This window comes from Thermomonas sp. (assembly GCF_029945965.1).
In the GTDB taxonomy this organism is placed as follows: Bacteria; Pseudomonadota; Gammaproteobacteria; order Xanthomonadales; family Xanthomonadaceae; genus Thermomonas.
Map to the genome: position 1 here is coordinate 297,763 of NZ_JAQSDO010000006.1, position 26,648 is coordinate 324,410.

Here is a 26,648-nt window from a genome sequence, read left to right on the forward strand (position 1 = left end):
GCGTCATCCGATAGACGAAAGGGCCGGCATTGCCGGCCCTTTTTTTGTCTGCGAAAAGGTTTGCAGATCGCGTGCGACACCCTGCTATTCCACCGTCACCTTCTTGCGATTGTCCCCGGAATCACGATCCACCAGCTTGTTGTAAGGGTCGATGCCGGCCTCGTAAGGCGCCTGGTCGAGCACCAGTTCGATGGTGGTATCAGGCGTAGTGATATGGCGCTTCTGCAGGTACAGCACCTTCTCGTCCTCTTCGTCACCACCCGGCGGGCGCGCAAACACGCCGATATCGACCAGCTCGTCGATCTTCTCGTCATGCTCCTTGCCCTTGCCATCGGCGACGAGCTTGGCCGAATGCAGCTTGAGCGTCAGCACGTATTTGCCGTCCGCACGTTTTTTCGCCGTTGCAGCAACCGCGCGGTTGTCCCAGAACACGATGCGTTCAAACAGATCCTTGATGAAAGGATGGAACTTCGGATCGGTCCCGGCGTACAGGTCAGCCATGAAATCGCGCGTGGTCGGGTAGGGCGGACCCTTGAACGCCCACTTCTTCAGGAAGCCAGCAAGCACCTGGTTCAGCGTGTCTTCGCCAATCGCGTCCTTGAGTGCATAGAACACCACCGAGCCCTTGCGGTAATGGATGTACTGCTGGTTCTCATTGAGTGCCAGCGGCATTTCCTCGCGACGCTCCGTTGCACGGCTGCTCAGGTACCTGTCGAGCTCGTACTTGAGGAACTTGCGCATCTTGTGGGCGCCGTATTCGTGTTCCATCACCATGAGCGCCGAGTATTGCGACAACGACTCCGACAGCATCGTGGCGCCCTGCACGTTGGCGCCCGTCACCTGGTGCGCCCACCACTGGTGCGCGACTTCGTGGGCGGTGACGTAGAACACGTAGTCGATGTTCTTCTTGTCGCGCAGGTCGGCGATGAAGCCGATCGACTCGGAGTACGGAATGGTGTTCGCGAAGGATTGCGCGAAGGATTCGTAGCCGGGGAACTCCAGGATGCGCAGCTGCTTGAACTGGTAGGGCGAGAAATTACTCGTGTAGTAGTCCAGGGACTTCTTCGCGGAGTCGATCATCCGCTCGACGTTGTAGTAGTGCTGGGGATCGTAATAGACCTCCAATGCCACGTCCTGCCAGCGGTCACGCTTGACCTTCCAGTCCGCAGACAGCCAGGAGAAGAAAGGCATCAGTTTGGTTTCGGACTTGTAGTGGAAATAGTGGCGACCGTCCTTGGTCCATTGTTTCTGCAGGTAGCCCGGCGCCAATCCGATTTGCCCGCTGCTGGTCGACACGGTGGTCTCGAACGTCACCCAATCGGCGTCGTTCGAAATATAGGTGTTGTTCCACTGTGAGCGGTCGTCGATCGGTGCCATGCGGGGCAGGTCTGGCAGGCCGTACTTGCGTCGGTCGTTGCGATCCTGCAGCTGTGCGCCGGCGTTGTAGCCCAGCTGCGGCAACGATGCCATGTTGTTGAAGAAGCTGCCGTTGTAGACCACCGCGGTATCGCCACCATTGAGCGGAAAGCCATGCGGCTCAAAGCGCAACGTGTAGTCGAGGTCCATCGACGCGCCCGCGGCAAGTGGGGTCTGCAGTTGATAGATGGTGTAACCGGAAACCTCATCGCGGCTGACCAGTGTGTGTGCGGGGAACTCAAGCCGCTCGACCTTGGTTTGTGGATCAATCGTGAGGTGCAGCTGCGTGATCGGCTGGCTGGTCTTGTTCTGCATCGCGTAATGGCCGCGAATGGTCACCGTGCGGGTTTCCGGGAAGATGTCGACATCGGCGCGGATGTCGGTGATCCGCGGCTGCGGCAGGTCCAGGTATTTGCGGAAGGCCTTCTCGTAGTCGGCCGCCTGTTGCTTGGCCAGATCGCCCGGGACGTGGCGATTGAGGACGTTGTTGTTGTAGTAGATCCAGCTTCCCAATCCAACGAAAGCCAACACTGCAACTGCCAGCGTGGCACGCAGCGGCATGCTGCGCAGGCGCTGTTTCGCCGTCTTGCGCCGGTCGTGCCAGGACAGCGAAGTGCCGCGTGGCCAGAACGCCACTGCGAGCCCAAGTAGGATGACTGCGAACACGCCCCAATACGCGCGGTCCCAAAGCCACGGGCCGATGAAGTGGCCGTAGCCATTCATGTCCGAATACGGCGTCGGCGACGATTTGCCGTAGTTGTAAAGGATCTGGTCAAGGTCCCAGAAGCCCATCGCCATGCGACTGATCAAGTAGCCAATCATCAGCACGTAGCCGATGAACTTGTTGCCGCTCAGCACCTGCAGGAATACCGCCAACACCGCCATGAAGACGAACGGCACCAGCTGCAACAGCAAGCCTTTGGCATAGAGCACAGGTTCGATATTGCTGTAGCCGTTGACCAGCTGATATCCCATGGTGAATAGCGCACATGCCAACAGCACCACGGCAATGACGCCGATCAGTGCAGTCAGCTTGGCGGCAAGCGGTACCCAGTTCGGCGCGGCATAGGCATCGGTGGCCTCGGCGACGCGCAGCGAGCGTTCGCGCCAGATCATCTCCCCTGCGTAGAAGGTGACGATGATGATCAGGAACAGGCTCATGCCGCCTGTGATGATCGTCAGCATCTGCGCAGTCACCGGATAAGTTGCGGTGCCGTATATCTCGCCACTGGATTTGAGCGCTGCCAGCATCAACAGCAAGCCCAGCACCAGCATCACGATGAAAGGGGCGCCGCTCAATGTGTCACGCAGGTCGAACCAGGACTGGTGCAAGTACTGCCGGAATTGCGCACGTCCGTCGCTGCGCAACGCCACTTGCGGAATCTGAACTGGCGAGGTTTGTTTGATGGGTGCATCGGCACGAATGGCCTTGCGCTTGCGCAGCACCAGGCCTTCGCGATCGACGCGGAAAAGATGGAACGCCAGCCACAGCAACACCCCGGCAAGCCCGAGCCAGAGTGCGCGGTTGCCCAGCAGCTCTCCATTGAGTCGCGGCAGTTGCGTGTTCATCTGCGCGCTTGACCAGTAGCGAATCTGCTCGCCAATGGCGGTAGTGCCGGACGGGTCGATCAAGCTGCCGATCCAGCGCGAATCCAGGTCACGCGTGAAGTAGCCAGCCATCGTCCACAGCACGAAAAACGCGATTACGCCCAGGTAGGTATAGAGCATGGAACGGGTGAGCGTTGCCAGCAGGAACATCAGGGCCGACACGAACAGCAAGTTGGGAATGACCAGCACCGTGAACGTCCAGGCATAGGCAGCCCATGGCGTCGGGCCGAGCCGACTGGCGTCCAGCCACGGCATCAGCGAGCCCAGCAGCAATCCCAGGGCCATTGCCAGCATGATCGCGACCGCGGCCATCATTCCACCGCCAAAGCGACCGAGCAGGTAGTCGCGACGCTTCATTGGCGTGGCAAAGAACAACTCCGCCGTGCGCAGCTCGAAATCGCGCAGCGCGATCCCTGCGACGAAGATGGTGGCCAGCAACACGCTGAACACGCTGAAGGTGCCCAACACCATGAGCACCACGGTCGGCGCATTGCGCATGACGTTGCCGACGCCGCCACCGAAACTGACGTTGTCCGACGCCATCGCACCGAAGCCGATCAGCGCGAACACGACGAGCGCGATCCAGAACACGCCATTGCGCAGCAGCTGTTGCCGCTCGAACGCAAGCAGGTGACCGAGCACGGCTCAGACCGCCTGCGCGCGTGAGGAGTCGGCTGCGGCGTGTCGCAACTCGCCGAAGTAAACGTCCTCCAGGTCCGGTGCCACGGCGCTGAAGCCGTCACCTGGATTGGCGTCATCCAGCACGTGGATTACCGAACGTCCACCGACCAGGCGCGTGGACAGCACCGTATGCGCGGCGATGTGTTTGGGCAGCGATTCTTTGGACACGGTCTTCTGCCAGACCCGGCCTTCGAGAGAACGAATCGTTTCGATCGGCTCGCCGCTTAGCCGCAGCTGGCCTTGGGCAATGATGGCCATCCGCGGGCACAGGTCGGTCACGTCCTCGACGATGTGGGTGGACAGGATCACCACCACCTGCTCGCCGACTTCGGCCAGCAAGTTGAGGAAACGGTTGCGCTCTTCAGGATCAAGACCGGCGGTGGGTTCATCGACGATCAGCAGGTCCGGCTGCCCGATCAACGCCTGCGCGATGCCGAAACGCTGGCGCATGCCGCCGGAAAACGTGCCCAGCTTGCGGTTGCGAACCTGCCACAGGTTGACCTGGTTGAGCAGCGCTTCGACCAGTGCCTTGCGCGGCTTGCGCTCGACCACGCCCTTGAGGATCGCGAAATGGTCGAGCATTGCTTCGGCCGTGACCTTCGGATAGACACCAAACTCTTGCGGCAGATAACCCAGCCGCCGCCGTGCTTCGACCTTGTCCGTCAGCACGTCGAGATCCCCGAGATGCACGCTGCCGCCGTCGGCATCCTGCAGCGTGGCAAGGGTCCGCATCAGCGTGGACTTGCCGGCGCCGTTGGGGCCGAGCAGGCCGAACATGCCGGTCGGGATATCCAGCGTGATGCCCTTGAGCGCCTGCACGCCGTTGGCATAGGTCTTGGACAGGTCGCGGATCTTGAGCATGGATGATTCCCCGGAAGCAAGTAGGCATCCTAAACGCTGCCGTGCGTCCGCGATCCCGCCACAAGTCATGCCGTGGCCATGTTCGATGGCATCGCCGGCCTTTCGTTTGCTTGCGTTATCAATCAGCCGTCGCTGGCGGGGTCGTTGCCTGGGTCGGAGTCGAGCGTGGTGTTGGCGGGCTGAAGGGGATCGTGCTGGGCGCCACCGCGCCGCCGCTGATGATGAAGCTCATCGCCTGATCCACCGTCCAGTCGGTCGGCGTCATTTTCTCGACCGGCACGATTTCGAGATAGCCCGAGGTCGGGTTGGGCGTGGTCGGCACGTAGACCGCGGCGAGCTCCCGACCGGTACCGATCTCGCGCATCACCCGGGTGACGAAACCAAGCGTCTTCATCTCTGGATGCGGGAAATCGATCAGCACCACGCGCTGGGCGCCATCAGGTTTCGTCTGCAGGATGTCGAGCAGCTTGCGCGCGCTGCCATAGATCGTGCTGGCCAGTGGAATCCGGGCGACCATTGCCTCGAACCAGCGCAGCAGGCGCTGGCCCACCACGTGTCGGGTCAGCCAGCCGACCAGCAGGATGGACAACACCGTGGCGATCATTGCAATCGCACCCAACACCCACGAATCGTCCAACCATTCCAGCGCCGCAGGATTCAAGGCGGCCATACCTTGCAATACCGGTTCGACCACAGGCCGGCTGAGGTCGCTCAGCATCACGAACAGGAACTTCACCACCACCCAGGTCAGCCACAGTGGCAGCAGGGTCAGCAGGCCAGTGATGAACAGTCGTTGCAGGCGCGAGGACAGCGGGTCGGGGGCGGGGGATGAGGCGGGTGTGGACATTGGCGCATTGTAGGGCGGATGCGCCTCGATCAGAATCCTGGATCAGCCTTCGCGGACCAACCGAATGCCGACATCGTTGTAACCGCGGTCGGCATCCAGGGGTTTGGGCTTGCCGCTGACCACGCGCTTGCTGCAGTTGTTGTCAGCGCACAAGGTCAGCCAGCCGGACACTGGCGACGTTGCCTGCGACCTGGCTTCGCCGACACTGGGCAGGCGGTAGCGTCGTTTCTCGTGGGCACTCAGCCAGCGGGCATAGGCATTTGCATCGTCCGCTGAGACGCAGACCACTGGCGCGCTGTCGGCCTGCTTGTCACCCGGTACTTTCCAACTGCGACGTGTGGTGCCCAAGAAGCCAGTGCGGCCGCAATCCGCGGCTGCACGCGCGGTCTCGTTGGCGAAGCGGGAATATTCCGTGCGACTGACGGTGAGTATTTCAACTGGAGGCGGGGGTGCGGAAGTGCCGTTTGCTGCGGAAGTGCCGGTTGTTGCATTCACGGGCAGGCGCGCCAATCTGGCCTGCAGCGCCTGGCTGCGCGCCGGGTCCAGGCCAACCCATCGTGCATTGGCCAGCAATGCTTCGGCGCTACTTCGATCAGGCTTCGCGATGAGCACAGCCAGCCGTGACGTCAACGCGACCTCCAGCCGCTTGCGCAGCAAGACGATGGCGCTGCCGTCGCCGCCACGGCGGGCGTCCAGTTCGCGTGCGCGGTCGAACGCTTGGCGTGCGCCGGAAGCATCGCCATTGCTCAACGCCTGTTCACTGGCATTGCCCAGGGCATCGAACAGGTGCGCGCTCAGCATCAGCATCTGCAGGTCGGTCGGATTCACCCGGCGCGCGGCATCCAGGCTATCCCAGGCATTGCCATTGGTCGGTGCCAACAACTGGCCATCACGCAATTGCTGCTCGGCATTGGCGAGATAGGCGCTCATGCCGGCGGTCGTGGTCGGGTTGATCCCGCCCAGCACGCCTTCGCCTGCCTTGGCGCTCGGCACGGGCAAGCCGCCCGACGTGCTTGCATCGATGCCCGTGGTTTCAGGTTGCCCAGGCAGGGCGTCGCTGCCTTGGCTCAGTAGACGCGGCAGGCCGAATGCCAACACAACGACGCCAACCAGTACGGCCGTGGCCAATGCAACAGGTTTCCAGCCGATGCCGCGACGCATGCTGTTGCCGCCATCGGTCGCGGGTTGTGGAACTTCGACGATGCCGAAATGCTTGCCGGCGCGCACCTTGATCTGCTCAAGCGCTTCCAGCATGTCCTGTGCGCTGGCGTAGCGGTCATCAGGGTTCTTCGCCATGCTCTTGTCGATCAGTCCCTGCCAATGCTTCAGCGATGCCGGCAGGCGCGGGACGGGATTTTGCACGTGCATCATCGCCATCGACAGCGCATCGCCGGCGTTATAGGGCAGGCTGCCAGTGAGCATTTCCCAGGTCAGTACGCCCAGGCTGTAGAGGTCAGCGCGGCGATCAACAGTGGCGCCGCGCGCCTGTTCCGGTGGCATGTAGGCGGTACTGCCCACGGCAAGCCCCGTTGAGGTCAGGCGCGGGTTGCTGCCGCGCCGCAGGGCGATGCCGAAGTCCGCCAGTTGCGGGCGCTCGTTGTCGTCGAACAGCACGTTCTCGGCCTTGACGTCACGATGCACCACACCTCGCACGTGTGCGTAGTCCAGCGCCTGCAACAACACGCGCAGGATCTCGGCGACGCGTGGCTGGTCGCCGCGCAGGTCGCGCTGCGCCAGGTGGCCGTGCGACAGGTAGGGCATCGAATAGAAGGGCAGGCCTTCGCTGGTGCGACCGACTTCATGGATGCCGACGATGTTCGGATGCTGCATTCGGGCAATCGTGCCGGCTTCGTTTTCGAAACGGCCACGGCTGACTTCATCGGCCAATGCTTCCGGCAACATGACCTTGAGCGCGACCTTGCGCCCCAGCGATGTCTGGTCGGCCAGGTACACGGTGGACATGCCGCCATGGCCGATGACCTTGACGATACGGTAGCCATCGACCTGCGGCCGATCGGTGTCGAGAGTGCGATTGGACACGAATACCCCGGTTCATCTGCTGCCCCGAGCATAGTCCGGAGTTAAGCGTGATGGAACGATCAGCGTCCCGGTTTTCGCCTCACGTACAGCTGCTTGCGGGTGCGCGCCACTACCTCGCCCTGCGCATCGAGCACATCGGCATCGAACCAGCGCAGGATTTTCTCGCCACCTGCGGTCGCTGCACGCAATTCATCCAGCACCACGTTGTCCAGGTCGAAACACGCGTGAACGGTGCCGCGCCCGGGCTTCACGAATTCGATCTCGCCCGCCTTGTCCCATACGATGTAATCCGGCCCCAGGCAGTGCAGGATCGGGATCATCCGGAACGGATCGGTCATCGCGAACAGACTGCCGCCGAAGTGGGTGCCGACGTAATTCCCGTTCCAAGGGCGCTTGCGCAGCTCGACGCGGACATGGCGCCAGTCGTTGCTGATGTGGGTGATATGGATGCCGCTGAACAGGAACGGTGGCCACAGGTTCATGCCGTGGCGAATGGTGTTGGCCCTCACCAGCGGTCAAGCCAGCAGCAGCGACGACATCTTGCGCCGGTAGCGGCTGATCAGGTCCTCGTCTTCAAGCACGCGGAAGGCATCGATCAGGGTCTTGCGGGCCAGTCCATTTGCATAAGCACGGTCGCGCTGCAGCATCTCGATGAACTGGATCAGCCCGGCCTCGGCATCGCCTGACACCAACCGGCGAACACCCAGCAAGTGGCGCGCACGCAGGTCGGTCGGATCAGCGTTGATCGCGGCTTCCAGCACTTCCGCGGGCGGCGCGTCCTTCAGCAATGCAGCAAACCCGAGCCGCGCGTGCGCCTTGATCGTGCGGTCGTCCGTGGCCAGGTTGGCGGGCAGGCCGTCAAGCAACTGTTCGGCCTCGCCGGTGGCGCCGGTCTGCAGCAGTACCAGCGCCAGGTCGAGCTTGAGTTCGGCTGTGTCCGGTTGGGCTTCGATCGCCTTGCGCAGGCGCATCACCTCGGTGTGTGGATCGACGGGCGGTGCTTCGACTTCGACGATCTCTTCCTCGACCATCGGCGGTGCGGGTTCGATGCCGTGATGGGTGAGGAATTCCTTCAACTGGCCTTCCGGCAATGCACCCGGGAAGCCATCGACCAGTTGCCCGCCCTTGACCAGAATGACCGTGGGCACGGACTGGATCTGGAATGCCGAGGCCAACTCCTGCTCCTGCGCCACGTCGACCTTGGCTAAAAGGAAGGCGCCGTTGTAGTCGGCAGCCAGCCTTTCCAGCAGCGGGCCAAGGGTCTCGCACTGCTCGAACCCGGCTGCCCAGAAATTGATCAGGATCGGGGTTTCCAGCGAGGTGCTGATTACCGTGTCCTCGAAGGTCGCGGCGGTGGCGTGGAAGACGTGGGGCGTGGGGGCGTCGGTCATGGGCAGCTGCATGTATGGGATGTCTTGGAAATGGCGATGGCCGTGACGATAACAAGGCAATGTAAAAAATACTTGACATAGCAAAATTCAAATGTAAATTAAACATTACATTTAGTCCGCCAGAGGTTACATGGCAAGAGCTTTGCCCTCACGCGCTCTTTGATGGCCTCACTTTTCCCTAGGACAACGATGATGCATCCAGAAGACATCCGGAAGACTGGAATGGAGCCGCCAGTTGCAGGCTTTGGGGAACGTTTCGCATCGAGTATGGCAATCGCATTTTCCGGAATGGCACTGATGCTATGCGTAGGCTCACTTGTGAGGCCGAGCCCGTGGTCGTTTTATGCGGTAGCGTTTTCGCTTGTGCTCTCGTACTGGTTTCGCAGGCGTTTAGCGTCAGACGAGCAGCGCCACAACGAAGTGATGGAAGACGAGCGCGACGCTGCAATCCTGGCGCGTTCGGAACGCGTTTTCCGGCGCTTCGCTTCCTGCTGGTTCGTGGCGCTGGCTTTGATCTTGAGCATGGATGCGACTCGGAGCGTTATCCCGGCGCACGCTTACGCATTGCCATCCTTGGTCTTGCTGGGCGTCGTAGGTGCCAACATCGCCGGCCACTTTGCGGCCGCCATGGCATATCGTCGGGATCGATTGGCGCAATGAGCGGCACGCCCGTCACCAACCAGATCCGGCGCCTGCGCTTCGAACGCGGCGAGATGACCCAACAGGTGTTGGCTGATGCCTGCAGCGTGACCCGACAGACCATCATCGCGCTGGAAGCCGGCAAGTACGCACCATCGCTGGAACTGGCATTCCGCATCGCCGACGCGCTCGGCGTGCGCATCGAAGACGTCTTCCAGTGGAGCAGCCCCCAATGAACACGCCTTCCGAATTGATCCGGGGCAAGGAAAACGCGCTAACCATGCTGCCGTGGCTTGCAGTTGCCTCGTTCGTAGTCGGGCTGTTGCTGGCGAACATTGGCCTGCCCGAGTATTCGCATCTGATGCATCCGGTCGGTCTGCGCGGTGCGACCGGCTTGCCTTACGCGATGGCGTTCAACCTGCTGCTGTTCGTGGTGCCGGGTGTGTTGCTGGCAGTGGCGGGGCAGGGGCTGCGTCGCGGACTGCCGGATGCCGGGTGGCTGGCCAGGATCGGCATCGTGCTGGTGCAATTGTCGGCATTCGCGTTCGCAATGCAGGGCGTGATGTCGCTGGACCCGGCCGACATGGACGCGACCATGAGTCGATTGCATGCGCTGGCGTGGATGCTGTGGTGGATCGCCTTCGTGCCCGGTGCGCTGCTGCTGGCGCTGGGTGCGCGGCGTGGCGCGACATTCGCCCTGGTTTCTCTTGCGGCCGCAGTACTCGTACCGATCATCGCAGTATTCGCACCGGTCGAGCTGTGGGTGGGCGTTGCACAGCGGTTGGCGTATGCCTTGTGGTTTGGCTGGTGGGTGTTTGCTGCGAGCAGGCTCAGCCGTGTTTCACCTTCAGTCCAAGGATCGTCGCCGACAACAGGAAGGTGATCGCATTCGACACGATCATCGGCCATGAGTGCAGGTAGAGCCCATAGCCGAACCAGAAGCCGATGCCGATGGTGAAAACCAGGTACATCCACAACGAGATGCCGCTGGTGTCGCGGGTCTGGATGGTCTTTACCGCCTGCGGCACGAACGAGAGCGTGGTGCAGGTCGCGGCCACCACGCCCAGCCACTCCAGGTTCATTCACCCACCGCGTGGCCGTCCTGGCGGTAGACCGTGCCGGCCTTCATCACGAAGCCGACCTTCTGCATGATCGTGATGTCGGCCAGCGGATCGCCGTTGACTGCGATGATGTCGGCGTACTTGCCCGCATCAATGCTGCCCAGGTCCTTCGACTTTTTCAGCAACTCGGCTGCATGCGTCGTAGCGGCTTGCAGGGCATATGCGGGTGGCATGCCGGCATCGACCATGTACTTGAATTCGCGTGCGTTCTCGCCATGCGGGTACACCGCCGCGTCCGTGCCAAAAGCGATCTTCACCCCTGCCCGATAGGCCCTGCCGGCGGTGCCCTGGATGATCGGCCCCACCTTCAGTGCCTTCGCGGCGATCTGCGACGGGTAATAGCCCGGGATTTTCGCTTTTTCTTCGACATACTTGCCGGCAATGATCGTCGGCACGTACCAGGTGCCGCGCGCCTTCATCAACTGCATGTCGGCATCGTCCATGAAGGTGCCGTGCTCGATCGAATCCACACCGCCTTCCACCGCGCGACGGATGCCCTCGGCGCCATGTGCGTGCGCGGCCACGGTGAAGCCGTAATCGTGCGCGGCGGCGACCACCGCCTTGATTTCTTCAAGCGTCATTTGCGGGTTGTCAGCGCTGGCGCTTTCATCCAGCACGCCGCCCGACGGCATGATCTTGATCGCGTCGGCGCCGTCTTTGTAATGCTGGCGAACCGCCTTCCAGGCGTCTTCCGGCCCGTTGATGATGCCTTGCTTCGGGCCGGGGTCGCCCTGCAGGTCCTTGCGGTAGCCATCGCTGCCGTCGGCATGGCCACCGGTAGAACCAATGGCGGTGCCGGCTGTGAAGATGCGCGGACCGGAAATAACGCCGACATTGATCGCGTTGCGCAGCGAGATCGATTCGCCATCGCCGTCACCGAGGTTGCGCACGGTGGTGAAGCCAGCCTGCAGGGTGCGGCTGGCATACACAGTGGAACGGATCGCGTAGTCGGCCACGTTCCAGCGGAACTGGTCGGAAAAACCCGTGGGGCTGGTTTCGAAGGTCAGGTGGGTATGGCTGTCGATCAGGCCGGGCAGGCAAGTGGCGCTGCCAAGCTCGATGCCGGTTGCCCCGGCAGGCAGCGCGATTGAGCCTGGCTGCACCGATTCGATGCGCTCGCCACGCACGATAATGCTGGTTTCGCCCAGCATGCGTCCGCTGCCGGCATCGAACAGATGGCCGCAATGCACCACGCGCAGCGCTGGCGCGGAATTGGCCGTGGCGTTGTCGGCAGCTTGGGATGAGGTGCAGGCAAGCGCCAGTAATACGGCGGTGCTGAGTCGGTTCATCGAAAATTTCCCCCTGAGAGTGGGGGCATCATAACGGCCTCGATGGCGGCTGATGTTGCGCTGCGGTAGGCTGTCCGGCCTTGCCTTGACGGGGCGCCTAGCGCCGTTTGCCGTGTCCACCGAAGCCGCCGCCTACGATCCACGCACCGTCGAATCCGCCGCTCAGTCGTTCTGGTCCACCACCCGTGCGTTCGAGGTGACCGAGGACAGCAGCAAACCCAAGTTCTATTGCCTGTCGATGCTGCCGTATCCGAGCGGTGCGCTGCACGTGGGCCATGTGCGCAATTACACGATTGGCGACGTGATCAGCCGGTACAAGCGGATGACCGGCCACAACGTGCTGCAGCCGATGGGCTGGGACGCCTTCGGCCTGCCCGCCGAGAACGCCGCGATCAAGAACCGCACGGCGCCGGCGACCTGGACCTACGCCAACATCGAACACATGCGTGTCCAACTGAAGACCATGGGCTACGCGATTGACTGGAGCCGCGAATTCGCGACCTGCCGGCCGGATTACTATGTCAATGAGCAGCGCATGTTCGTGCGCTTGCTGAAGAAAGGCGTGGCGTATCGCAAGAACAGCGTGGTGAACTGGGATCCGGTCGACCAGACCGTGCTTGCCAACGAGCAGGTGATCGACGGCCGCGGCTGGCGCACCGGCGCGCTGGTCGAGAAGCGCGAGATCCCGCAGTGGTTCCTGCGCATTACGGGCTACGCGCAACAATTGCTGGACGACCTGGACACGCTGCCCGGCTGGCCGGATTCGGTCAAGACCATGCAGCGCAACTGGATCGGGCGCAGCGAAGGCCTGGACATCCAGTTCAAGGTCGATGGCCAGGATGCACCACTGAGTGTGTTCACCACCCGCCCGGATACGTTGATGGGTGTCACCTTCATCAGCATTGCGGGTGAACATCCGCTGGCGCTGAAGGCGGCCGAAGGCAATCCCGAGCTGGCCGCGTTCCTGATCGACCTCAAGCGCGGCGGCGTGTCCGAAGCCGAACTCGAGACCCAGGAAAAGCGCGGCATGGCGACCGGGCTGTGGGCGATCCACCCGATCACCGGCGATGACGTGCCGATCTACGTCGCCAACTTCGTGCTGATGGGCTACGGCACAGGAGCAGTGATGGCGGTGCCCGCGCACGACCAGCGCGATTGGGAATTCGCCAAAACCTATGGCCTGCCGGTGCATCCGGTGATCGTGGACGCCACTACCCGCGATGCTCTGGAGGAAATCAATTCGCATGTTGCTGAGCACGACGACCCGATGGCGGTCGCGCTCGGCGAGCATGGGCCGATCGATGTCGTCGAAATCGACGCTGCGGTCGCGGTGGTACGCGAATACCTCGGCCGCATCGAGCAAGAGGGTGCGCAGACCGAGCGCGGCTGGCTGATCAATTCCGGCGACTGCAACGGCATGGACTTCGATCAGGCGTTCGAAGCAATTGCATCGAAGCTGGAAGCCGAAGGCGCCGGCCAGCGCCGGGTCAATTTCCGCCTGCGCGACTGGGGCGTGAGCCGCCAGCGCTATTGGGGTTGCCCGATCCCGGTGATCCATTGCGACGACTGCGGTGCGGTGCCGGTGCCGGAAGACCAGTTGCCGGTGATATTGCCCGAAGACGTGGCCGATGCGTTCGCCAGTGGCGACGTGCATTCGCCGATCAAGGCCGATCCCGAATGGCGCAAGACGACGTGCCCTTCTTGCGGCAAGCCGGCCGAACGCGAGACCGACACTTTCGACACCTTCATGGAGTCGAGCTGGTACTACGCGCGCTACACCAGCCCGGGCGCAACGGACATGGTCGATGACCGCGCCAATTACTGGCTGCCGGTGGACCAGTACATCGGCGGCATCGAACACGCGATCCTGCACCTGATGTATTTCCGCTTTTATCACAAGCTCCTGCGCGACGCGGGGCTGGTGCGCAGCGACGAGCCAGCCACGCGCCTGCTCACGCAAGGCATGGTGATTGCCGACACCTTCTTTCGCGAAGACGCAAACGGCGCCAAGGAATGGATCAACCCGGCCGATGTCGAACTCGAACACGACGAGCGCATGCGCACCATCGGCGCACTCTCGCTGATTGATGGCAAACCGGTGCAGATCGGCGGCACCGAGAAGATGTCGAAATCGAAGAACAACGGCGTCGATCCACAAGCCATGGTCGACAAGTATGGCGCCGACACCGTGCGCCTGTTCTCGATGTTCGCCGCACCGCCGGAACAGTCGCTGGAATGGAACGAAGCTGGCGTCGAGGGCATGTCGCGCTTCTTGCGCCGTTTGTGGCGTGATATCCATGCGCACGCCGCGCAGCCGGATCATCCAGAAGTCGATCCGTCGGCACTGGATGCCACGCAAAAGACAATGCGCCGGCATACCCACGAGGCGATCCGCAAGGTCGGCGACGACTACGGCCGCCGTCACAGCTTCAACACCGCCATCGCAGCGTTGATGGAACTGCTGAACCACCTCGGCAAATTCAGCGACATGAGCGAGCAGGGCCGCGCGGTGCGCCACGAGGCGTTCGAGGCCATCGTGCTGCTGCTCAACCCGATCACCCCGCATGTCAGTCATGCGCTGTGGCAGGTGCTCGGCCATGCGGAGGCGTTGCTGGAAGATGTCCCGTTCCCGCAGGCCGACCTGTCCGCGCTGGAACGCGATGCGGTGACCCTGGCGGTACAGGTCAATGGCAAGCTGCGCGCCACGATTGAAATGGCGCCTGACGCCAGCCGCGAGGCCGCCGAAGCAGCGGCGCTGGCGGAGCCTGCGATCCAGCGGATGCTGGAGGGTCTGACGGTGCGCAAGGTGATCGTGGTGCCGGGCAAGATCGTCAATATCGTGGCGGCTTGAGCTGGTTTCGCGTGGGCATTCGTGAGAACACGGATTCGCGAAACTTCACTCCGGCCGCGTTTCCGGTCAGACTTCGGGCATGAAGTCACGACTCCTGACCGCTATCCTCGCCACCGCCCTGTTGTCCGGCTGCGGTTTCCACTTGCGCAATGCACTCAGCCTGCCTGCCAATCTCGGACCGGTACGGGTGCTGGCGAGCGAGCAATACAGCGCACTCGCCGAAAATCTGGCCGATGGCCTGCAGCGCGCCGGTGCCCAGGCTGCGCCTGCGGATGCGACCACTGGTGTGGCGACCTTGCAGGTGATTTCAGAGCAATGGGCGGACACCCCAATCAGCCAGGACCAGTTCGGTCGCGCGCAGGAATTCTCGTTGCGCTACGCGGTGGTATTCACCCTGCGCCGTGGCGACGACAGCGTGGTGGTGCCCCAGCAGGCGGTCGAACTGTCGCGCGACTACCTGGCGCCGGCACTGGACTCCATCGGCAAGACCAGCGAGCGCGAACTGCTGGTGCGTGAACTGCGCCGCGACATGGCCACCGCAATCCTGCGTCGCGTGGATGCCGCCACCAAGCATGCGGCACCCGTGTCCGAGTGAGCATGGCCCGTGCGAAAAGTGGGGTCAGAGTCGAGTTTCGTCCGAAACTCGACTCTGACCCCACTTTTGTGGTGACCCCATGGAACTGACACCGGACCGGCTTGCAAGGCAGCTTGCAGCCGAGCCATTGCGGCCGGCATGGCTGGTCGCAGGAACCGAAAACCTGTTGGTCCTTGAGGCCGCGGATGAGATCCGCAAGGCAGCACGCGCACAAGGCATTGACGAGCGCGAAGTGCACGACATGGAAGGTCGCGATCCCGATTGGGACGGGCTCTCGGCTTCGATCCATGCACCGAGCCTGTTCGCCAACCGACGCCTGGTCGAAGTGCGCCTGCCGACCGGCAAGCCGGGCGTTGCTGGCAGCAAGATGATCTGCGAAATCTGCGCGGAGCTGCCGGCGGACGTGGTGCTACTGGTGATCGCCAACGACTGGTCGCGCTCGCATTCCGGCAAATGGAGCGAGGCGATTGGCCGCGTCGGCCACAGCTGCATCGCCTGGCCGATCAAGCCGCACGAACTCAATGGATGGGTCGAGCGCCGCCTGCGCAGTCGTGCGCTCAAAGCCACGCCGGATGCAGTGGCACGGTTGGCGCAGCGAGTGGAGGGCAACCTGCTCGCCGCCGCGCAGGAAATCGACAAGCTGGCATTGTTGGCCGCGTCGGGTGGCGAGCAGACGCTGGACGTGCAGGCAATGGACGCATTGGTGTCCGATTCGGCCCGTTTCGATGTGTTCCGTCTGGTCGATGCCGCGTTGAACGGACACCCCGTGCAGGTATCGCGGATGCTCGCCGGCCTGCGCGCCGAAGGCGAAGCCGTGCCGGCGCTGCTGGGCATGGTCGCGAAGGAATTGATGACCCTCGCCGCGCTGTCGCGTGCGCGCAACCTGGCGGCGGAGTTCAAGGCGCAGCGGGTGTGGGACTCCAAGCAGGCGATGTACATGCGCGCGCTGAAGCGGCATTCGCCGGAACGCTGGCAGCAGTTCGTGGCCGATGTCGGTGCGGTGGACCGCATCGCCAAGGGCCGCGTGCGGCTCGGCGAGGAATCCGCGGATGCGTGGCTGCAGCTGGAACGCGTACTGCTCGCCGTCGCCGACAAGAGTGCGCTGGCTTTGCTGGCATCGTGAGCGCGCTTTCATGAGCGCGTTGTCATGACAGATTCGACGATGCGGGTTTGTTACGGCGGCACGTTTGACCCGGTGCATAACGGCCATCTAGCGGTTGCGCGCACGGTGCGCGACGCGCTGTCGGCGCAGTTCGCCTTGCTGCCAGCGCACGATCCGCCGCACAAGGGCCCGACCCGTGCAGATGCCCTGCAACGTGCCGAAATGCTGGATCTCGCCGTCAACGGTGAACCTGGCTTGTGCGTGGATCGCCGCGAACTTGGCCGTGAAGGTCCGTCCTGGACCGTAGACACACTGGCCGAACTGCGGAATGAGCACGGCAACGATGTGCCCATCGCCTGGCTGATCGGCGCCGACTCGTTGTTGCAGCTGGCCAGCTGGCATCGCTGGCGCGAACTGTTTGAACTGGCGCATATCCTGGTCGTGGATCGCCCTGGTGCTGCCGTCGATGCCGATGCGCTGAGGTTGCAAGCACCCGAGGTGTTTGCCGAGATCGCGCCGCGCTGGCGCGATCCAGGGCAATTGGCCGATGCGCCGCACGGCGGTTTCGCGTGCGTACCGATGCCGGCACTGCGGCCGGAATCCTCGACCGAACTGCGCCGCCGAATCCGCGATGGCGAGCCCTGGCAGGACTGGGTCCCGCCCGCGGTGGCGGCCTATATCGTACATCACGGGCTGTATCAGCCAGCCGCCGGTATAATATCCGCATCCTCCACGAGCGACCGCCCTTGACCACCACCGCGCACGTCATCAAGACCAGCCTGCCCAATCCACCGCCATCAGTGGAAACGCTGCTCAAGACCGTCCATGCCGCGGTAGAGGAATTGAAGGGAAAGGACATCACTGAAATCGATGTGCGCCGCAAGAGCAGCGTCTGCGATTACATGGTGGTGGTCTCCGGCACATCCAGCCGGCACGTCAAGTCGATCGCCGATGAAGTAGTCCGCTTCGCCAAGAGGCTCGATGTCATGCCGCTGGGCGTGGAAGGCGAGCGCGAGGCCGAATGGGTGCTGGTCGACCTTGGCGACGTGATTGTCCATGTGATGCTGCCGCGTGTGCGCGAGTTCTATGCGCTGGAGCGACTGTGGACGGTTGGCGACCAGCCGCCCGAATACGGCGAATAACCTGCTGCGCTCGGCATTTTGCCGCCGTCCGCTGCTCGGAATCCTCATGTGCCTATATGTACATTCCGGCTCCTGCGCTGCGGGCGACGACAAACTGCCATCGCTCGCGACGATTATTGAACAGGTTCAATTAGATTTTCTGCGCGGCCAATGAAGGCGCGCCTGATCGCGGTGGGTGAACGCGCGCCGGCTTGGGTGGCTGAGGGCTTCGCCGAATACCAGAAACGCCTGTCGCACTGGCTGCCATTGGAATTGGTTGAAGTTGAACCGGGCCTGCGTGGCAAGGGTCGCGATACCGTGCGTGCGACCAGCGACGAAGGTGAACGGGTGCTGGCCGCGTTGCCGAAGAACGCGTATGTGGTCGCGCTGGATGGGCGCGGCAAACCCTATGATTCCGAACATCTGTCGCGCCGTCTCGAGCATTGGCGGCAACAGGGTCGCGACCTGGCGTTCCTGATTGGCGGACCGGAAGGGCATGCGCCCGAGGTCATCCAGCGTGCGGACGAAACCTGGTCACTGGGTCCGCTGACGTTGCCACACATGCTGGTGCGCTTGGTGCTGGCCGAACAGGTGTATCGGGCCGCTGCACTACTGGCCAAGCATCCCTATCACCGCGGGTAACGGCGGCGCGGCACTTCCCCGTGCACGGCACGCAAGACCATCTTGCGCTCGTGCACCTGCGTGAAGGCCACGTTTGACTTCGCCTATACACTCGTCTGGCATGCATCTTCGCGGGCTGGATGCGATTGACGCAGACGCCCGTGGTGTTTGCGTGATCGTCAAGCCGACATGGAGCAGCGCGGCGATGCATTCGGGGGAAACATGAGCACGGAAAAATCCAGGCAGGCGCCGGTTGTTCCCGCGCCGAAATCCACGGCAACGACAGCTGCCGTGTCGACCTCCGCTGCATCCACTGCTTCAGCACCGCACGCTTCGAAATCGCAATCATCGTCGCCGCCACGGCTGATCGTCGGCATCGGCGCGTCCGCCGGCGGGCTGGAGGCGTTCAAGACCTTCTTCAGCCATATGCCCGTCGACAGCGAGATGGCCTTTGTGCTGGTCCAGCACCTGGCGCCGGAGCACACCAGCCTGCTGGGCGAACTGATCGGGCGCAGCACCACGATGCCGGTGGTCGACGCCACCGACGGCGTGCAGGTCGAGCCGGGGCACGTGTACGTGATCCCGCCCAACGCCACCCTGACCATCGCCGACGGCGTGCTGCAGGTGAGCAAGCCGGCGCCGCCCAGGCAGCATCGATTTCCGATCGACACGTTTTTCACATCGCTGGCCGAGGACCAGGGCGATTGCGCGGTCTGCGTGGTGCTCTCGGGCAGTGGCAGCGATGGCGCCCGTGGCCTGCGCGCGATCAAGGAGCACGGTGGCCTGACCCTGGCCCAGGCCGGCTCCGACCATGTCGCCATGGCCGGCATGCCGGCCAGCGCGGCGGCCACCGGCCTGGTCGACGAAGTGCTGCCGGTCGAGGACATGCCCGCGCGCCTGCTGGCCCACTACCGGCATCTGCTGGCCGCGCAGGACAACAAGGGCCCGGATGGCACCCGCCAGGATGTGACCGGACACCTGCGCACGATCACCGGCCTGCTGCTGGCCGAGGTCGGCCACGACTTCAGCCAGTACAAGGAAAAGACCCTGGTGCGCCGCATCCAGCGCCGGATGCAGGTGTTGCAGACCGCCACCGTCGCCGAGTACATCGAGCACTTGCGACAGGAGCCGCGCGAGGCCGAGCATCTGTTCCACGAATTGCTGATCAGCGTTACCGAGTTCTTCCGCGACCCACAGGCCTTCGAGACGCTGCAGAACGAGGTGATCCCGAAAATGCTCGCCGGCAAGGGCGCCGCCGACACCATCCGCGTCTGGGTGCCGGCCTGCGCCACCGGCGAGGAGGCGTACTCGATCGCGATCCTGCTGCGCGAGGCACTGGAAAGCCAGCGTGCACCGCCCAAGGTGCAGATCTTCGCCACCGACATCGACCAGCGGGCGATGGGCGCTGCCCGCGCCGGCCGCTATCGCACACCGCAGCCGGGCCTGTCGCAAGAGCGGCAGGAACGCTGGTTCACCCAGAACGGCGACGAGCTGTGCGTGATCAAACCGCTGCGCGACATGATCGTGTTTTCGCCGCACAGCGTGGCCAAGGATCCGCCGTTCTCTCGGCTGGACCTCGTGTCGTGCCGCAACCTGCTGATCTACATGAATCCGGAACTGCAGGACCGGCTGGTGCGGACCTTCCGGTACGCGTTGAAGCCCGGCGGTTTCCTGCTGCTGGGGCCGTCCGAAGGCTTGGCGCGCAATGCTGAACTGTTCCACGTCGTGGACAAGAAGCACCGGCTGTATGCGCGACGCGACGATGCCTCCGGCGCCGCACCGGTGCTGCCGCCGCAGCGCAGCGGCAGCACCGCTACCTGGCGCGCCCAGGCGCCGCCGGCGCGTACCGGCGGCGAGGACCCGATTACCCGCAGCGCCCGCCAGGCGCTGGAAAAATACGCGCCGGCCTACGTGGTGATCGACCGCAACCACGACATCGTGCGCTTTGCCGGCGACACCGGTCGCTATCTGGGACCGGCGTCGGGTGCCGCCACCCTCAACCTGTTCGGCATGCTGCACAAGGACCTGCGTGCGGCCGCGCGAGTCGCGGTGCAGGAAGCGTTTGCCAGCGGCAAGACGGTCGTGCGCGCTGGCCTGAGGGTGGATATCAACGGCAAGCCGCAGACGCTGCGCCTGATCGCCGAGCCGCTGCCGGATGCGCAGACGTTCGACGACGACGGGACCAGTCGCCTGTGCGCGCTCGCCTTCGACGACATCGACCGGCGGCCCAGGTCCGCAAATGCCGCCGGAGCGTCCGATGCCGCCGCCGCGGATGCCGACAACGAGCGCATCCAGACCCTGGAGCAGGAGCTGTCGACCACCCGCGAGCAGCTGCACGCCGCGATCGACCAGCTCGAATCCCTCAACGAGGAGACGAAGTCCGCCAACGAGGAGTACCAGTCGGTCAATGAGGAGCTGCAGTCCTCCAACGAGGAACTTGAAACCTCCAAGGAAGAGATGCAGTCGATCAACGAGGAGTTGCAGACCGTCAACGCCGAGGTGCACAACAAGAACGAGGCATTGCGGCACGCCAACGACGATCTGCACAACCTGATGGACAGCACCCAGATCGCGACCCTGTTCCTGGACACCGGGCTGCGCGTCAACAGCTTCACCCCGCCTACGACCGATTTGTTCCACCTGCGCGAGAGCGACCGTGGCCGGCCGATCACCGAGATCAAGGCACGCCTGTCGTATCCGGACCTGGCGCAGGACGTGAAACAGGTGCTGCGCACATTGGCCGTGTGTGAACGCGAACTCGACAGCCCGGAAACCGGCAAGAGTTATGTGTTGCGGATGACCCCCTACCGCACCGTCGACAACCGCATAGACGGCGTGGTGCTGACCTTCGTCGACGTCACCGAGCGCAGGCAGCATGAGCTCGCGCGCGGCCGGCTCGCCGCGATCATCGACTCATCCAGGGACGCGATCATCGGCCACGACCTGGACGGCAGCATCCACAGCTGGAATGCCGGCGCCGAGCGGCTGCTGGGCTATTCCGCAGAACAGGTCCTGGGCCGATCCCTGTCCGGGTTGTCCGTCGAAGGCGACGGCGATGGCGCAGTGCGGGCGTTGCTCGAGACCGCGCGCGACCAGGGGCGCCCGGTGGAAACGGAACTGGACTGGCAGCGCCAGGACGGCGCCACGGTGCCGGTTGCGCTGACCTGCTCGCCGGTCCGGGATGCGGCCGGCCGCGTGGTTGCCGGCTCGACCATTGCCCGCGACGTCACCGAGTCCAAACGCGCCGCCGTTCACATGGAACTGATGCTCCGGGAGCTCAACCACCGGGTCAAGAACAGCCTGGCCAATGTGCAGGCGATCGCGCTGCAGACCCTGTCCAGCGCGCAGACCCTGGACGATTTCAAATTGGCGTTCATGTCGCGGCTGATGGCGCTGTCCAACACCCACAATCTGCTGGCCGTGGATCAATGGCACGGCGTCGGCCTGCGCGAAATCGTCGCCAGCGAGCTGGCGCCTTATGACCATGACGGCCATAGCCGTGCTGACATCGCCGGCGATGACCTGCAACTCGAGCCCAATACCGCGTTGGCGCTGGCGATGGCGGTGCATGAGTTGGCTACCAATGCCGGCAAGTACGGCGCGCTGTCGGTGTCCGCGGGCCGCGTCGCCGTGGATTGGGGCACGCAACCGACCGACGATGGCCTGCGACTGCACCTGCGCTGGCGCGAATACGACGGCCCGCCGGTGGTCCCCCCCAAGCACACCGGCTTCGGCTCGCGCCTGATCACCGACGGCCTGACCATGGAACTTGATGGCTACGCCACGCTGGCATTCGAACCCGGAGGCGTGGTGTGTCGTATCGACGTACCGCTGTCCACAAAGCAGGACGCGACATGATCACGATCCTGATGGTCGAGGATGAAATGAACCTGGCGATGATGCTGGAGGACATCCTCGATGACGCCGGCTATCGCGTGCTGAAAGCCGCGCGCCTGCCCAACGCGCTGGAAATCGTGGTGCAATCCGATTTGGATGGGAAAGGCAGGATCGATGCTGCGATCCTGGACATCAACCTGGCTGGGGTGCAGGTGTTTCCGCTGGCCGATGTGTTGCGTGAGCGCGGCGTACCGTTTGTGTTCACGTCCGGTTATGGCCGCGATGGCATCCCCGACGCATACGGTGACAGTGTCATCCTGCAGAAGCCCTACGGCGTGGAAAGCATTCTCAGCACGTTGCAGGTGATGCTTGCGGATAGGCCCGCTGCGGATTGATCCAGGCTGGCACCGGCCTGTTGCCCCGCCACAAGCGCTTGGCCCCAGCTAGCGAGGCCAGCGCGACCATCATGATTCTCTCGCTCCTGTGTCGTGCCTTCTGGCACGACACGACACGGGCATTGCCTTCGAGCGCGTTGCTTCAACGCCTCAGGTTGAAGGCGACCGGTACCAGGCCGATTGCCTGCACCGCCTGACCGTTCTTCATCGCAGGCCGGAAACTCCAGCGCTTGAGGATCTGGCTGCGCGCCGCCTCGTCCAGTTCGCGGTTGCCACTGGATCGCGACACGGTCACATCGAGAGGGCGGCCATCGATGCCGACCAGCACCTGCAGCAACACAGTGCCTTCGATCTGCCGCATCAGCGCGCCACGCGGATATTTCGGGGCGGGTGCGGACAGGTATTCCAGCTGAATTGCAGTTGGCGCGGTCGACACCGTCGTGCCCAAGTCAGTGGTTGGGCTGGTGTCTTCGGCGATCCCGGTTTCGAATGCCTGTTCGCTGCCGGTTTCGGAGATCACGGCGACACTGGTAGTGGTGTCACTATGAGGAGGCGCGACACTCTGCTGCTGGGTTTGTGGGGTAGGCGGTGTCGGGATTTTTTGCTTTTCGGCGATTTGCACGAACACCGGTTTTTCTTTCGGAAGTTCCCTGACAATCGGATTGTGGTTTGGTGCATCCACCGGGATTGCCGGCGGCGGCATCGCCAGCGGCATCAGCAGCAGGCCCATGGCGATCAGGTTGATGGCAAGGGTGCCGCTGATGGTCAGGATGCGCGTGGCATCCAGCTCGGACCTGGAGGCAGGCCGCAGCAGGGCGAAGCCGGCGGAGCGGGGCAGTGCTTGGGCGAGTGCGTGCGGGCGTGGTTGTGACGTTGAGCGGGCCATGGTCAACCTCCTGTCAGGGTGCGGTGTTGAAGGACACAATCCATGCAACGGCCGGGCGCAGGTAGTGGGGTTAATCGTGGTGGGGCTGGCCGGAGCGGTGCATGACTCAAACTTGTTCCAGGCGCATGGGTACGGCAAGTCATCGGCGACAGCTGGTCGATAGCAGCTGACGGATGGTGGGGCAGGTGTTCGAAAAAAACGCCCGCAACTGCGGGCGTTTGATCGGCATGGCGATGCGGGGTTCAGCGCCCCAATTCGAACACCACGTCCAGGTTCACCGACAGCGTGGTTTCGCCGGGTGCAACCGAGGTTTCCTTGCTCATCACAGCGTCCGCGGCCATCGCCCGGGCCAACGGCATTGGCCGCGGGAAGCTGGCGCCACCTTCGCTGATGCTCACGATCCTTTTCACCTTCAGGCCCAGCGCATCGGCATAGGTCTGCGCACGCGCCTGTGCCTTCTTCAATGCACCGACGCGTGCCTCGTCGTAGGCCTCGTCTGGCTTGTCGACCTCGAAACTGGGGCCGTTGACCTGGTTTGCGCCCTGGGCGACCAGGGTATCCAACACCTTGCCCAGTTTGGAAAGATCTCGCACCTTGACGTTGACCGTGTTGCTGGCCTGGTAGCCGGTGATCGTGGGCGGCGCGTTTTCGACATATTTGTATTGCGGGTTGAGGTTGATGCCGCTGGTCTGGATATCGCGCTCGGCAATACCAGCAGCGCGAATCGCAGCCATCACCTTGTCCATTTGCACCGCGTTGGCACGCATCGCCGCGTTGGCGTCTAAGGCTTGGGTGACTACGCCGGTGGAGATGTTGGCGACATCCGGGACGCGCTTGGCATCGGCGCTGGCGGATACCGACAGCAACGTGCCGTCGGCCGGCATGGCGTATGCAGGGGAAGACTGCGGGTTGGCGGATGAGATCATGGGCACTCCGAAAGCGAGTGCAGTGGCCAGGATCATGGCCAGGTTCGAATGGCGCAGGGGCATGGGGTAACTCCTTGGGGTGTATAGCAATGCAGAGGATGCTGCATGCAACGTCAGGGCACGATGAAGCATCGCTGCATGGGTGAGTGAATGGGTGAACGCATGGTGAGCCGGAATGGGGTTATAGGCTTGGGCCAGCAGGCTTGTGACTGGCCGCAGGTTAGACTTCCGGCATGTTGCATCTTGCTTCCCGCTCGCCACGGCGCGCTGAATTGCTGGCCCGACTGGGCCTGGATTTCGGCGTGATCGATCTAGACATTCCCGAACAGCAGGGCACTGATGAGCCTGCCGCCGAATACGTGCGCCGGGTTGCCCGTGAAAAGGCCGGCGCCGGCCTGCTGCAGGTGGTCGCGGTGCCGGGTGCAGTGGTGTTGGGTGCCGATACCGAAGTGATCCTGGACGGCGTCGTTTTCGGAAAGCCCACCAATGCCGAGGATGCCGCATCGATGTTGCGCCGTTTGTGCGGGCGCACCCATGAGGTGATCACCGCTGTCTCGGTGGTTTCGGCAGCGCGCGAGGCGCAGGCGGTATCGGTCTCGCAAGTCACTTTCGGCGCAATGTCCGATGTTGACATCGACAGCTACCTTGCATCTGATGAGTGGCAGGGCAAGGCCGGCGGGTATGCGATCCAGGGCCGCGCGCAGGCGCATATTTCGCACCTGTCGGGAAGCTATTCCGGAGTCATGGGCCTGCCGTTGTTCGAAACGGCAGCGTTGCTGCGCCAGTTCGGATTGCTCGCGTGAGCGCATCGTCATGAGTGAAGAGTTACTGGTCAACGTGACCCCGCGCGAAACCCGCGTGGCAGTGGTCGAGAACGGCATGTTGCAGGAACTGCACATCGAGCGCGGCAGCCAGCGCGGCGTGGTCGGCAACATCTACAAGGGCAAGGTGCAGCGGGTGATGCCCGGGATGCAGGCGGCCTTCGTCGACATCGGCCTGGAGCGTGGCGCGTTCCTGCACGCCAACGACATTTTTCGCAGCACGCAGCTTGATGCCGGTGAAAGCGACGATGCGCCGGGTGCGATGCCGTTGCAGGTACAAGTGCCGATCACTGAATTGCTGCGTGATGGTGCCGAGATCGTGGTGCAGGTAGTCAAGGATCCGATCAGCAGCAAGGGCGCGCGGCTGACCACGCAGATCAGCATCCCCTCGCGCTACCTGGTGCTGTTACCGCGCTCGCGGGTGGTCGGGATTTCGGCGCGGATCGAGGATGAGGAAGAGCGTGCCCGCCTGAAGGCGCTGGTAGCCAAACTGGCGCCGGATGGTGCCGTACCCGGTGTCTTGAAATACGGCTACATCGTGCGCACCAATGCCGAGGGCCAGTCCGAGGAAGCGCTGGCCGAGGACATCGCCTATCTCGGGCGCGCATGGGAGCTGGTCGAGAAATCCTCGGCGAGCGCAATGGTCGGCAGTTGCGTGTACGAAGACCTCAGCTTGCCACTGCGCGCGGTGCGCGACCTGATCCGCCGCGACGTGGACAAGGTCAAGGTCGACTCGCGCGAGACCTGCGAGCGCCTGCGCGAGTTCGCCGCGCAATACATGCCGGCGCTGGCCGAGAAGATCGAGCACTACACCGGCGCGCGCCCGGTATTCGACCTGTACGGGGTCGAGGATGAAATCCAGCGTGCGCTGAACAAGGAAGTCCCGCTGAAATCCGGTGGCACCCTGGTGATCGACCAGACCGAGGCGATGACCACGGTCGATGTCAACACGGGTTCATTCCTGGGCCAGCGCAACCTTGAGGAAACCGTCTACCGCACGAATCTAGAAGCCGCGCAGTCGGTGGCGCGCCAGCTGCGTCTGCGCAACCTGGGCGGGATCATCATTATTGATTTTATCGACATGATCGATGCCGAACATCGCCGACAGGTGCTGCGCACGCTGGAAAAATCGCTGGCCAAGGATCACGCCAAGACCACGGTGTACGACTTCTCGCCGCTCGGCCTGGTGGAGATGACCCGCAAGCGCACGGTGGAGTCGCTGGAGCGCCAGCTCAGCGAGACCTGCCATGAATGCAGCGGGCGCGGCACGGTCAAGACCGCGGAAACCGTAACCTATGAAATCTTCCGCGAAATCGTGCGTGCGGTGCGCCAGTTCGATGCACCGCGGCTGCTGGTGATCGCATCGCCGAAACTCGTCACGCGGATCACCGAGGAAGAGTCCAGCGCGGTAGCCGAACTGGAGGAATTCCTGGGCAAGTCGATCCGCTTCCAGGCGGATACGCAATACATGCAGGAGCAGTTCGATGTCGTGCTGCTGTGATCCATACGCGCTACTGCGCGGACGTGATCGCGCGCTGACGCTCACGCGCTACGCGCACAGGTTTTCGTGACCGGCACACCAATTCGGCGGCGACTGCGC

Annotated in this window: 23 protein-coding genes; 13 read left to right on the forward strand and 10 right to left on the reverse strand. The window is 63.3% G+C overall.

Features of this window, described 5'->3' with window-relative positions:
• Nucleotides 1–84: 84 nt before the first annotated feature.
• The 6 genes from PSV05_RS02700 to PSV05_RS02725 form a co-directional block, all read right to left on the reverse strand.
• Complete coding sequence (locus tag PSV05_RS02700; RefSeq protein ID WP_300061043.1) at nt 85–3,666, reverse strand: M1 family aminopeptidase; 3,582 nt, start codon at nt 3,664–3,666, stop codon at nt 85–87.
• 3 nt (nt 3,667–3,669) lie between these two features.
• On the reverse strand, nt 3,670–4,566 hold the full coding sequence (locus tag PSV05_RS02705) for an ABC transporter ATP-binding protein (protein ID WP_300061046.1): 897 nt from the start codon (nt 4,564–4,566) through the stop codon (nt 3,670–3,672).
• 118 nt (nt 4,567–4,684) lie between these two features.
• Nucleotides 4,685–5,413, reverse strand: coding sequence for a DUF502 domain-containing protein (locus tag PSV05_RS02710; protein ID WP_300061049.1), 729 nt, complete (start codon nt 5,411–5,413; stop codon nt 4,685–4,687).
• A gap of 42 nt (nt 5,414–5,455) precedes the next feature.
• Nucleotides 5,456–7,453 carry a bifunctional serine/threonine-protein kinase/formylglycine-generating enzyme family protein gene (locus PSV05_RS02715; RefSeq protein WP_300061052.1) on the reverse strand — a complete coding sequence of 666 codons (1,998 nt, stop codon included), beginning with the start codon at nt 7,451–7,453 and terminating at the stop codon, nt 5,456–5,458.
• A gap of 59 nt (nt 7,454–7,512) precedes the next feature.
• Nucleotides 7,513–7,962: a DUF4442 domain-containing protein gene (locus PSV05_RS02720; protein ID WP_300061055.1), complete on the reverse strand. Its 450-nt coding sequence runs from the start codon at nt 7,960–7,962 to the stop codon at nt 7,513–7,515.
• Between the two features lie 6 nt (nt 7,963–7,968).
• A complete protein-coding gene (locus PSV05_RS02725; protein ID WP_300061058.1) occupies nt 7,969–8,844 on the reverse strand; it encodes a tetratricopeptide repeat protein in 876 nt (291 codons plus the stop codon).
• A 192-nt stretch (nt 8,845–9,036) separates the two neighbouring features.
• Here PSV05_RS02725 and PSV05_RS02730 point away from each other — a divergent pair, with 192 nt between their 5' ends.
• Genes PSV05_RS02730 through PSV05_RS02740 form a run of 3 tightly spaced genes read left to right on the forward strand, consistent with a single transcriptional unit; the run spans nt 9,037 to nt 10,366 of the window.
• Nucleotides 9,037–9,504 carry a hypothetical protein gene (locus PSV05_RS02730; RefSeq protein WP_300061060.1) on the forward strand — a complete coding sequence of 156 codons (468 nt, stop codon included), beginning with the start codon at nt 9,037–9,039 and terminating at the stop codon, nt 9,502–9,504.
• Entirely contained in the window at nt 9,501–9,719 is a 219-nt protein-coding gene (locus PSV05_RS02735) for a helix-turn-helix transcriptional regulator (protein ID WP_300061062.1), read from the forward strand. The genes PSV05_RS02730 and PSV05_RS02735 overlap by 4 nt, the downstream gene beginning before the upstream one ends.
• Nucleotides 9,716–10,366: a DUF998 domain-containing protein gene (locus PSV05_RS02740; protein ID WP_300061064.1), complete on the forward strand. Its 651-nt coding sequence runs from the start codon at nt 9,716–9,718 to the stop codon at nt 10,364–10,366. The genes PSV05_RS02735 and PSV05_RS02740 overlap by 4 nt, the downstream gene beginning before the upstream one ends.
• On the opposite strand, the gene PSV05_RS02745 is transcribed toward PSV05_RS02740, so the two are convergent.
• Both PSV05_RS02745 and PSV05_RS02750 read right to left on the reverse strand, forming a co-directional pair.
• On the reverse strand, nt 10,314–10,565 hold the full coding sequence (locus PSV05_RS02745; protein ID WP_300061067.1) for a SemiSWEET transporter: 252 nt from the start codon (nt 10,563–10,565) through the stop codon (nt 10,314–10,316). The two genes, PSV05_RS02740 and PSV05_RS02745, sit on opposite strands and share 53 nt — an antisense overlap.
• Nucleotides 10,562–11,893, reverse strand: a complete 1,332-nt coding sequence (locus tag PSV05_RS02750; RefSeq protein WP_300061070.1) for an amidohydrolase family protein — start codon at nt 11,891–11,893, stop codon at nt 10,562–10,564. The genes PSV05_RS02745 and PSV05_RS02750 overlap by 4 nt, the downstream gene beginning before the upstream one ends.
• A 112-nt stretch (nt 11,894–12,005) precedes the next feature.
• Here PSV05_RS02750 and leuS point away from each other — a divergent pair, with 112 nt between their 5' ends.
• The 8 genes from leuS to PSV05_RS02790 all read left to right on the forward strand — a co-directional run bounded on the left by leuS (nt 12,006) and on the right by PSV05_RS02790 (nt 22,415).
• Nucleotides 12,006–14,744, forward strand: coding sequence for a leucine--tRNA ligase (leuS, locus tag PSV05_RS02755; RefSeq protein WP_300061072.1), 2,739 nt, complete (start codon nt 12,006–12,008; stop codon nt 14,742–14,744).
• Between the two features lie 79 nt (nt 14,745–14,823).
• Nucleotides 14,824–15,339: an LPS assembly lipoprotein LptE gene (lptE, locus tag PSV05_RS02760; protein ID WP_300061074.1), complete on the forward strand. Its 516-nt coding sequence runs from the start codon at nt 14,824–14,826 to the stop codon at nt 15,337–15,339.
• Nucleotides 15,340–15,418: 79 nt separating this feature from the next.
• Nucleotides 15,419–16,462, forward strand: coding sequence for a DNA polymerase III subunit delta (gene holA / locus PSV05_RS02765; RefSeq protein WP_300061077.1), 1,044 nt, complete (start codon nt 15,419–15,421; stop codon nt 16,460–16,462).
• A gap of 24 nt (nt 16,463–16,486) precedes the next feature.
• On the forward strand, nt 16,487–17,191 hold the full coding sequence (nadD, locus tag PSV05_RS02770) for a nicotinate-nucleotide adenylyltransferase (protein ID WP_300061080.1): 705 nt from the start codon (nt 16,487–16,489) through the stop codon (nt 17,189–17,191).
• On the forward strand, nt 17,188–17,583 hold the full coding sequence (gene rsfS, locus PSV05_RS02775; RefSeq protein ID WP_300061083.1) for a ribosome silencing factor: 396 nt from the start codon (nt 17,188–17,190) through the stop codon (nt 17,581–17,583). Before nadD ends, rsfS begins: the two co-directional genes overlap by 4 nt.
• Before the next feature lie 150 nt (nt 17,584–17,733).
• A complete protein-coding gene (gene rlmH / locus PSV05_RS02780; RefSeq protein ID WP_300061085.1) occupies nt 17,734–18,204 on the forward strand; it encodes a 23S rRNA (pseudouridine(1915)-N(3))-methyltransferase RlmH in 471 nt (156 codons plus the stop codon).
• A 201-nt stretch (nt 18,205–18,405) separates the two neighbouring features.
• A complete protein-coding gene (locus tag PSV05_RS02785; RefSeq protein ID WP_300061088.1) occupies nt 18,406–22,041 on the forward strand; it encodes a chemotaxis protein CheB in 3,636 nt (1,211 codons plus the stop codon).
• Nucleotides 22,038–22,415 (forward strand): response regulator, encoded by a 378-nt coding sequence (locus PSV05_RS02790; RefSeq protein WP_300061091.1) that lies wholly within the window; start codon nt 22,038–22,040, stop codon nt 22,413–22,415. The genes PSV05_RS02785 and PSV05_RS02790 overlap by 4 nt, the downstream gene beginning before the upstream one ends.
• 142 nt (nt 22,416–22,557) lie before the next feature.
• Here the strand turns inward: PSV05_RS02790 and PSV05_RS02795 are convergent, their stop codons facing one another.
• Nucleotides 22,558–23,301: an energy transducer TonB gene (locus PSV05_RS02795; RefSeq protein ID WP_300061094.1), complete on the reverse strand. Its 744-nt coding sequence runs from the start codon at nt 23,299–23,301 to the stop codon at nt 22,558–22,560.
• Between the two features lie 242 nt (nt 23,302–23,543).
• Nucleotides 23,544–24,290: an SIMPL domain-containing protein gene (locus PSV05_RS02800; protein ID WP_300061097.1), complete on the reverse strand. Its 747-nt coding sequence runs from the start codon at nt 24,288–24,290 to the stop codon at nt 23,544–23,546.
• Between the two features lie 170 nt (nt 24,291–24,460).
• Between PSV05_RS02800 and PSV05_RS02805 the strand changes: the two genes are divergently transcribed.
• Both PSV05_RS02805 and rng read left to right on the forward strand, forming a co-directional pair.
• Nucleotides 24,461–25,030 (forward strand): Maf family protein, encoded by a 570-nt coding sequence (locus PSV05_RS02805; protein WP_300061101.1) that lies wholly within the window; start codon nt 24,461–24,463, stop codon nt 25,028–25,030.
• A 10-nt stretch (nt 25,031–25,040) separates the two neighbouring features.
• Nucleotides 25,041–26,549, forward strand: a complete 1,509-nt coding sequence (gene rng / locus PSV05_RS02810) for a ribonuclease G (RefSeq protein ID WP_300061104.1) — start codon at nt 25,041–25,043, stop codon at nt 26,547–26,549.
• Nucleotides 26,550–26,648 lie beyond the last annotated feature (99 nt).

What these genes read in the sequence shown, in the direction of transcription:
- PSV05_RS02725 (WP_300061058.1), bottom strand. Translation starts at nt 8,844, where the DNA reads ATGACCGACGCCCCCACGCCCCACGTCTTCCACGCCACCGCCGCGACC.
- PSV05_RS02745 (WP_300061067.1), bottom strand. Translation starts at nt 10,565, where the DNA reads ATGAACCTGGAGTGGCTGGGCGTGGTGGCCGCGACCTGCACCACGCTC.
- PSV05_RS02710 (WP_300061049.1), bottom strand. Translation starts at nt 5,413, where the DNA reads ATGTCCACACCCGCCTCATCCCCCGCCCCCGACCCGCTGTCCTCGCGC.
- holA (WP_300061077.1), top strand. Translation starts at nt 15,419, where the DNA reads ATGGAACTGACACCGGACCGGCTTGCAAGGCAGCTTGCAGCCGAGCCA.
- PSV05_RS02790 (WP_300061091.1), top strand. Translation starts at nt 22,038, where the DNA reads ATGATCACGATCCTGATGGTCGAGGATGAAATGAACCTGGCGATGATG.
- rng (WP_300061104.1), top strand. Translation starts at nt 25,041, where the DNA reads ATGAGTGAAGAGTTACTGGTCAACGTGACCCCGCGCGAAACCCGCGTG.
- PSV05_RS02730 (WP_300061060.1), top strand. Translation starts at nt 9,037, where the DNA reads ATGCATCCAGAAGACATCCGGAAGACTGGAATGGAGCCGCCAGTTGCA.
- PSV05_RS02705 (WP_300061046.1), bottom strand. Translation starts at nt 4,566, where the DNA reads ATGCTCAAGATCCGCGACCTGTCCAAGACCTATGCCAACGGCGTGCAG.
- PSV05_RS02740 (WP_300061064.1), top strand. Translation starts at nt 9,716, where the DNA reads ATGAACACGCCTTCCGAATTGATCCGGGGCAAGGAAAACGCGCTAACC.
- PSV05_RS02805 (WP_300061101.1), top strand. Translation starts at nt 24,461, where the DNA reads ATGTTGCATCTTGCTTCCCGCTCGCCACGGCGCGCTGAATTGCTGGCC.
- rlmH (WP_300061085.1), top strand. Translation starts at nt 17,734, where the DNA reads ATGAAGGCGCGCCTGATCGCGGTGGGTGAACGCGCGCCGGCTTGGGTG.
- nadD (WP_300061080.1), top strand. Translation starts at nt 16,487, where the DNA reads ATGACAGATTCGACGATGCGGGTTTGTTACGGCGGCACGTTTGACCCG.
- PSV05_RS02795 (WP_300061094.1), bottom strand. Translation starts at nt 23,301, where the DNA reads ATGGCCCGCTCAACGTCACAACCACGCCCGCACGCACTCGCCCAAGCA.
- PSV05_RS02750 (WP_300061070.1), bottom strand. Translation starts at nt 11,893, where the DNA reads ATGAACCGACTCAGCACCGCCGTATTACTGGCGCTTGCCTGCACCTCA.
- PSV05_RS02785 (WP_300061088.1), top strand. Translation starts at nt 18,406, where the DNA reads ATGAGCACGGAAAAATCCAGGCAGGCGCCGGTTGTTCCCGCGCCGAAA.
- lptE (WP_300061074.1), top strand. Translation starts at nt 14,824, where the DNA reads ATGAAGTCACGACTCCTGACCGCTATCCTCGCCACCGCCCTGTTGTCC.
- PSV05_RS02800 (WP_300061097.1), bottom strand. Translation starts at nt 24,290, where the DNA reads ATGCCCCTGCGCCATTCGAACCTGGCCATGATCCTGGCCACTGCACTC.
- PSV05_RS02735 (WP_300061062.1), top strand. Translation starts at nt 9,501, where the DNA reads ATGAGCGGCACGCCCGTCACCAACCAGATCCGGCGCCTGCGCTTCGAA.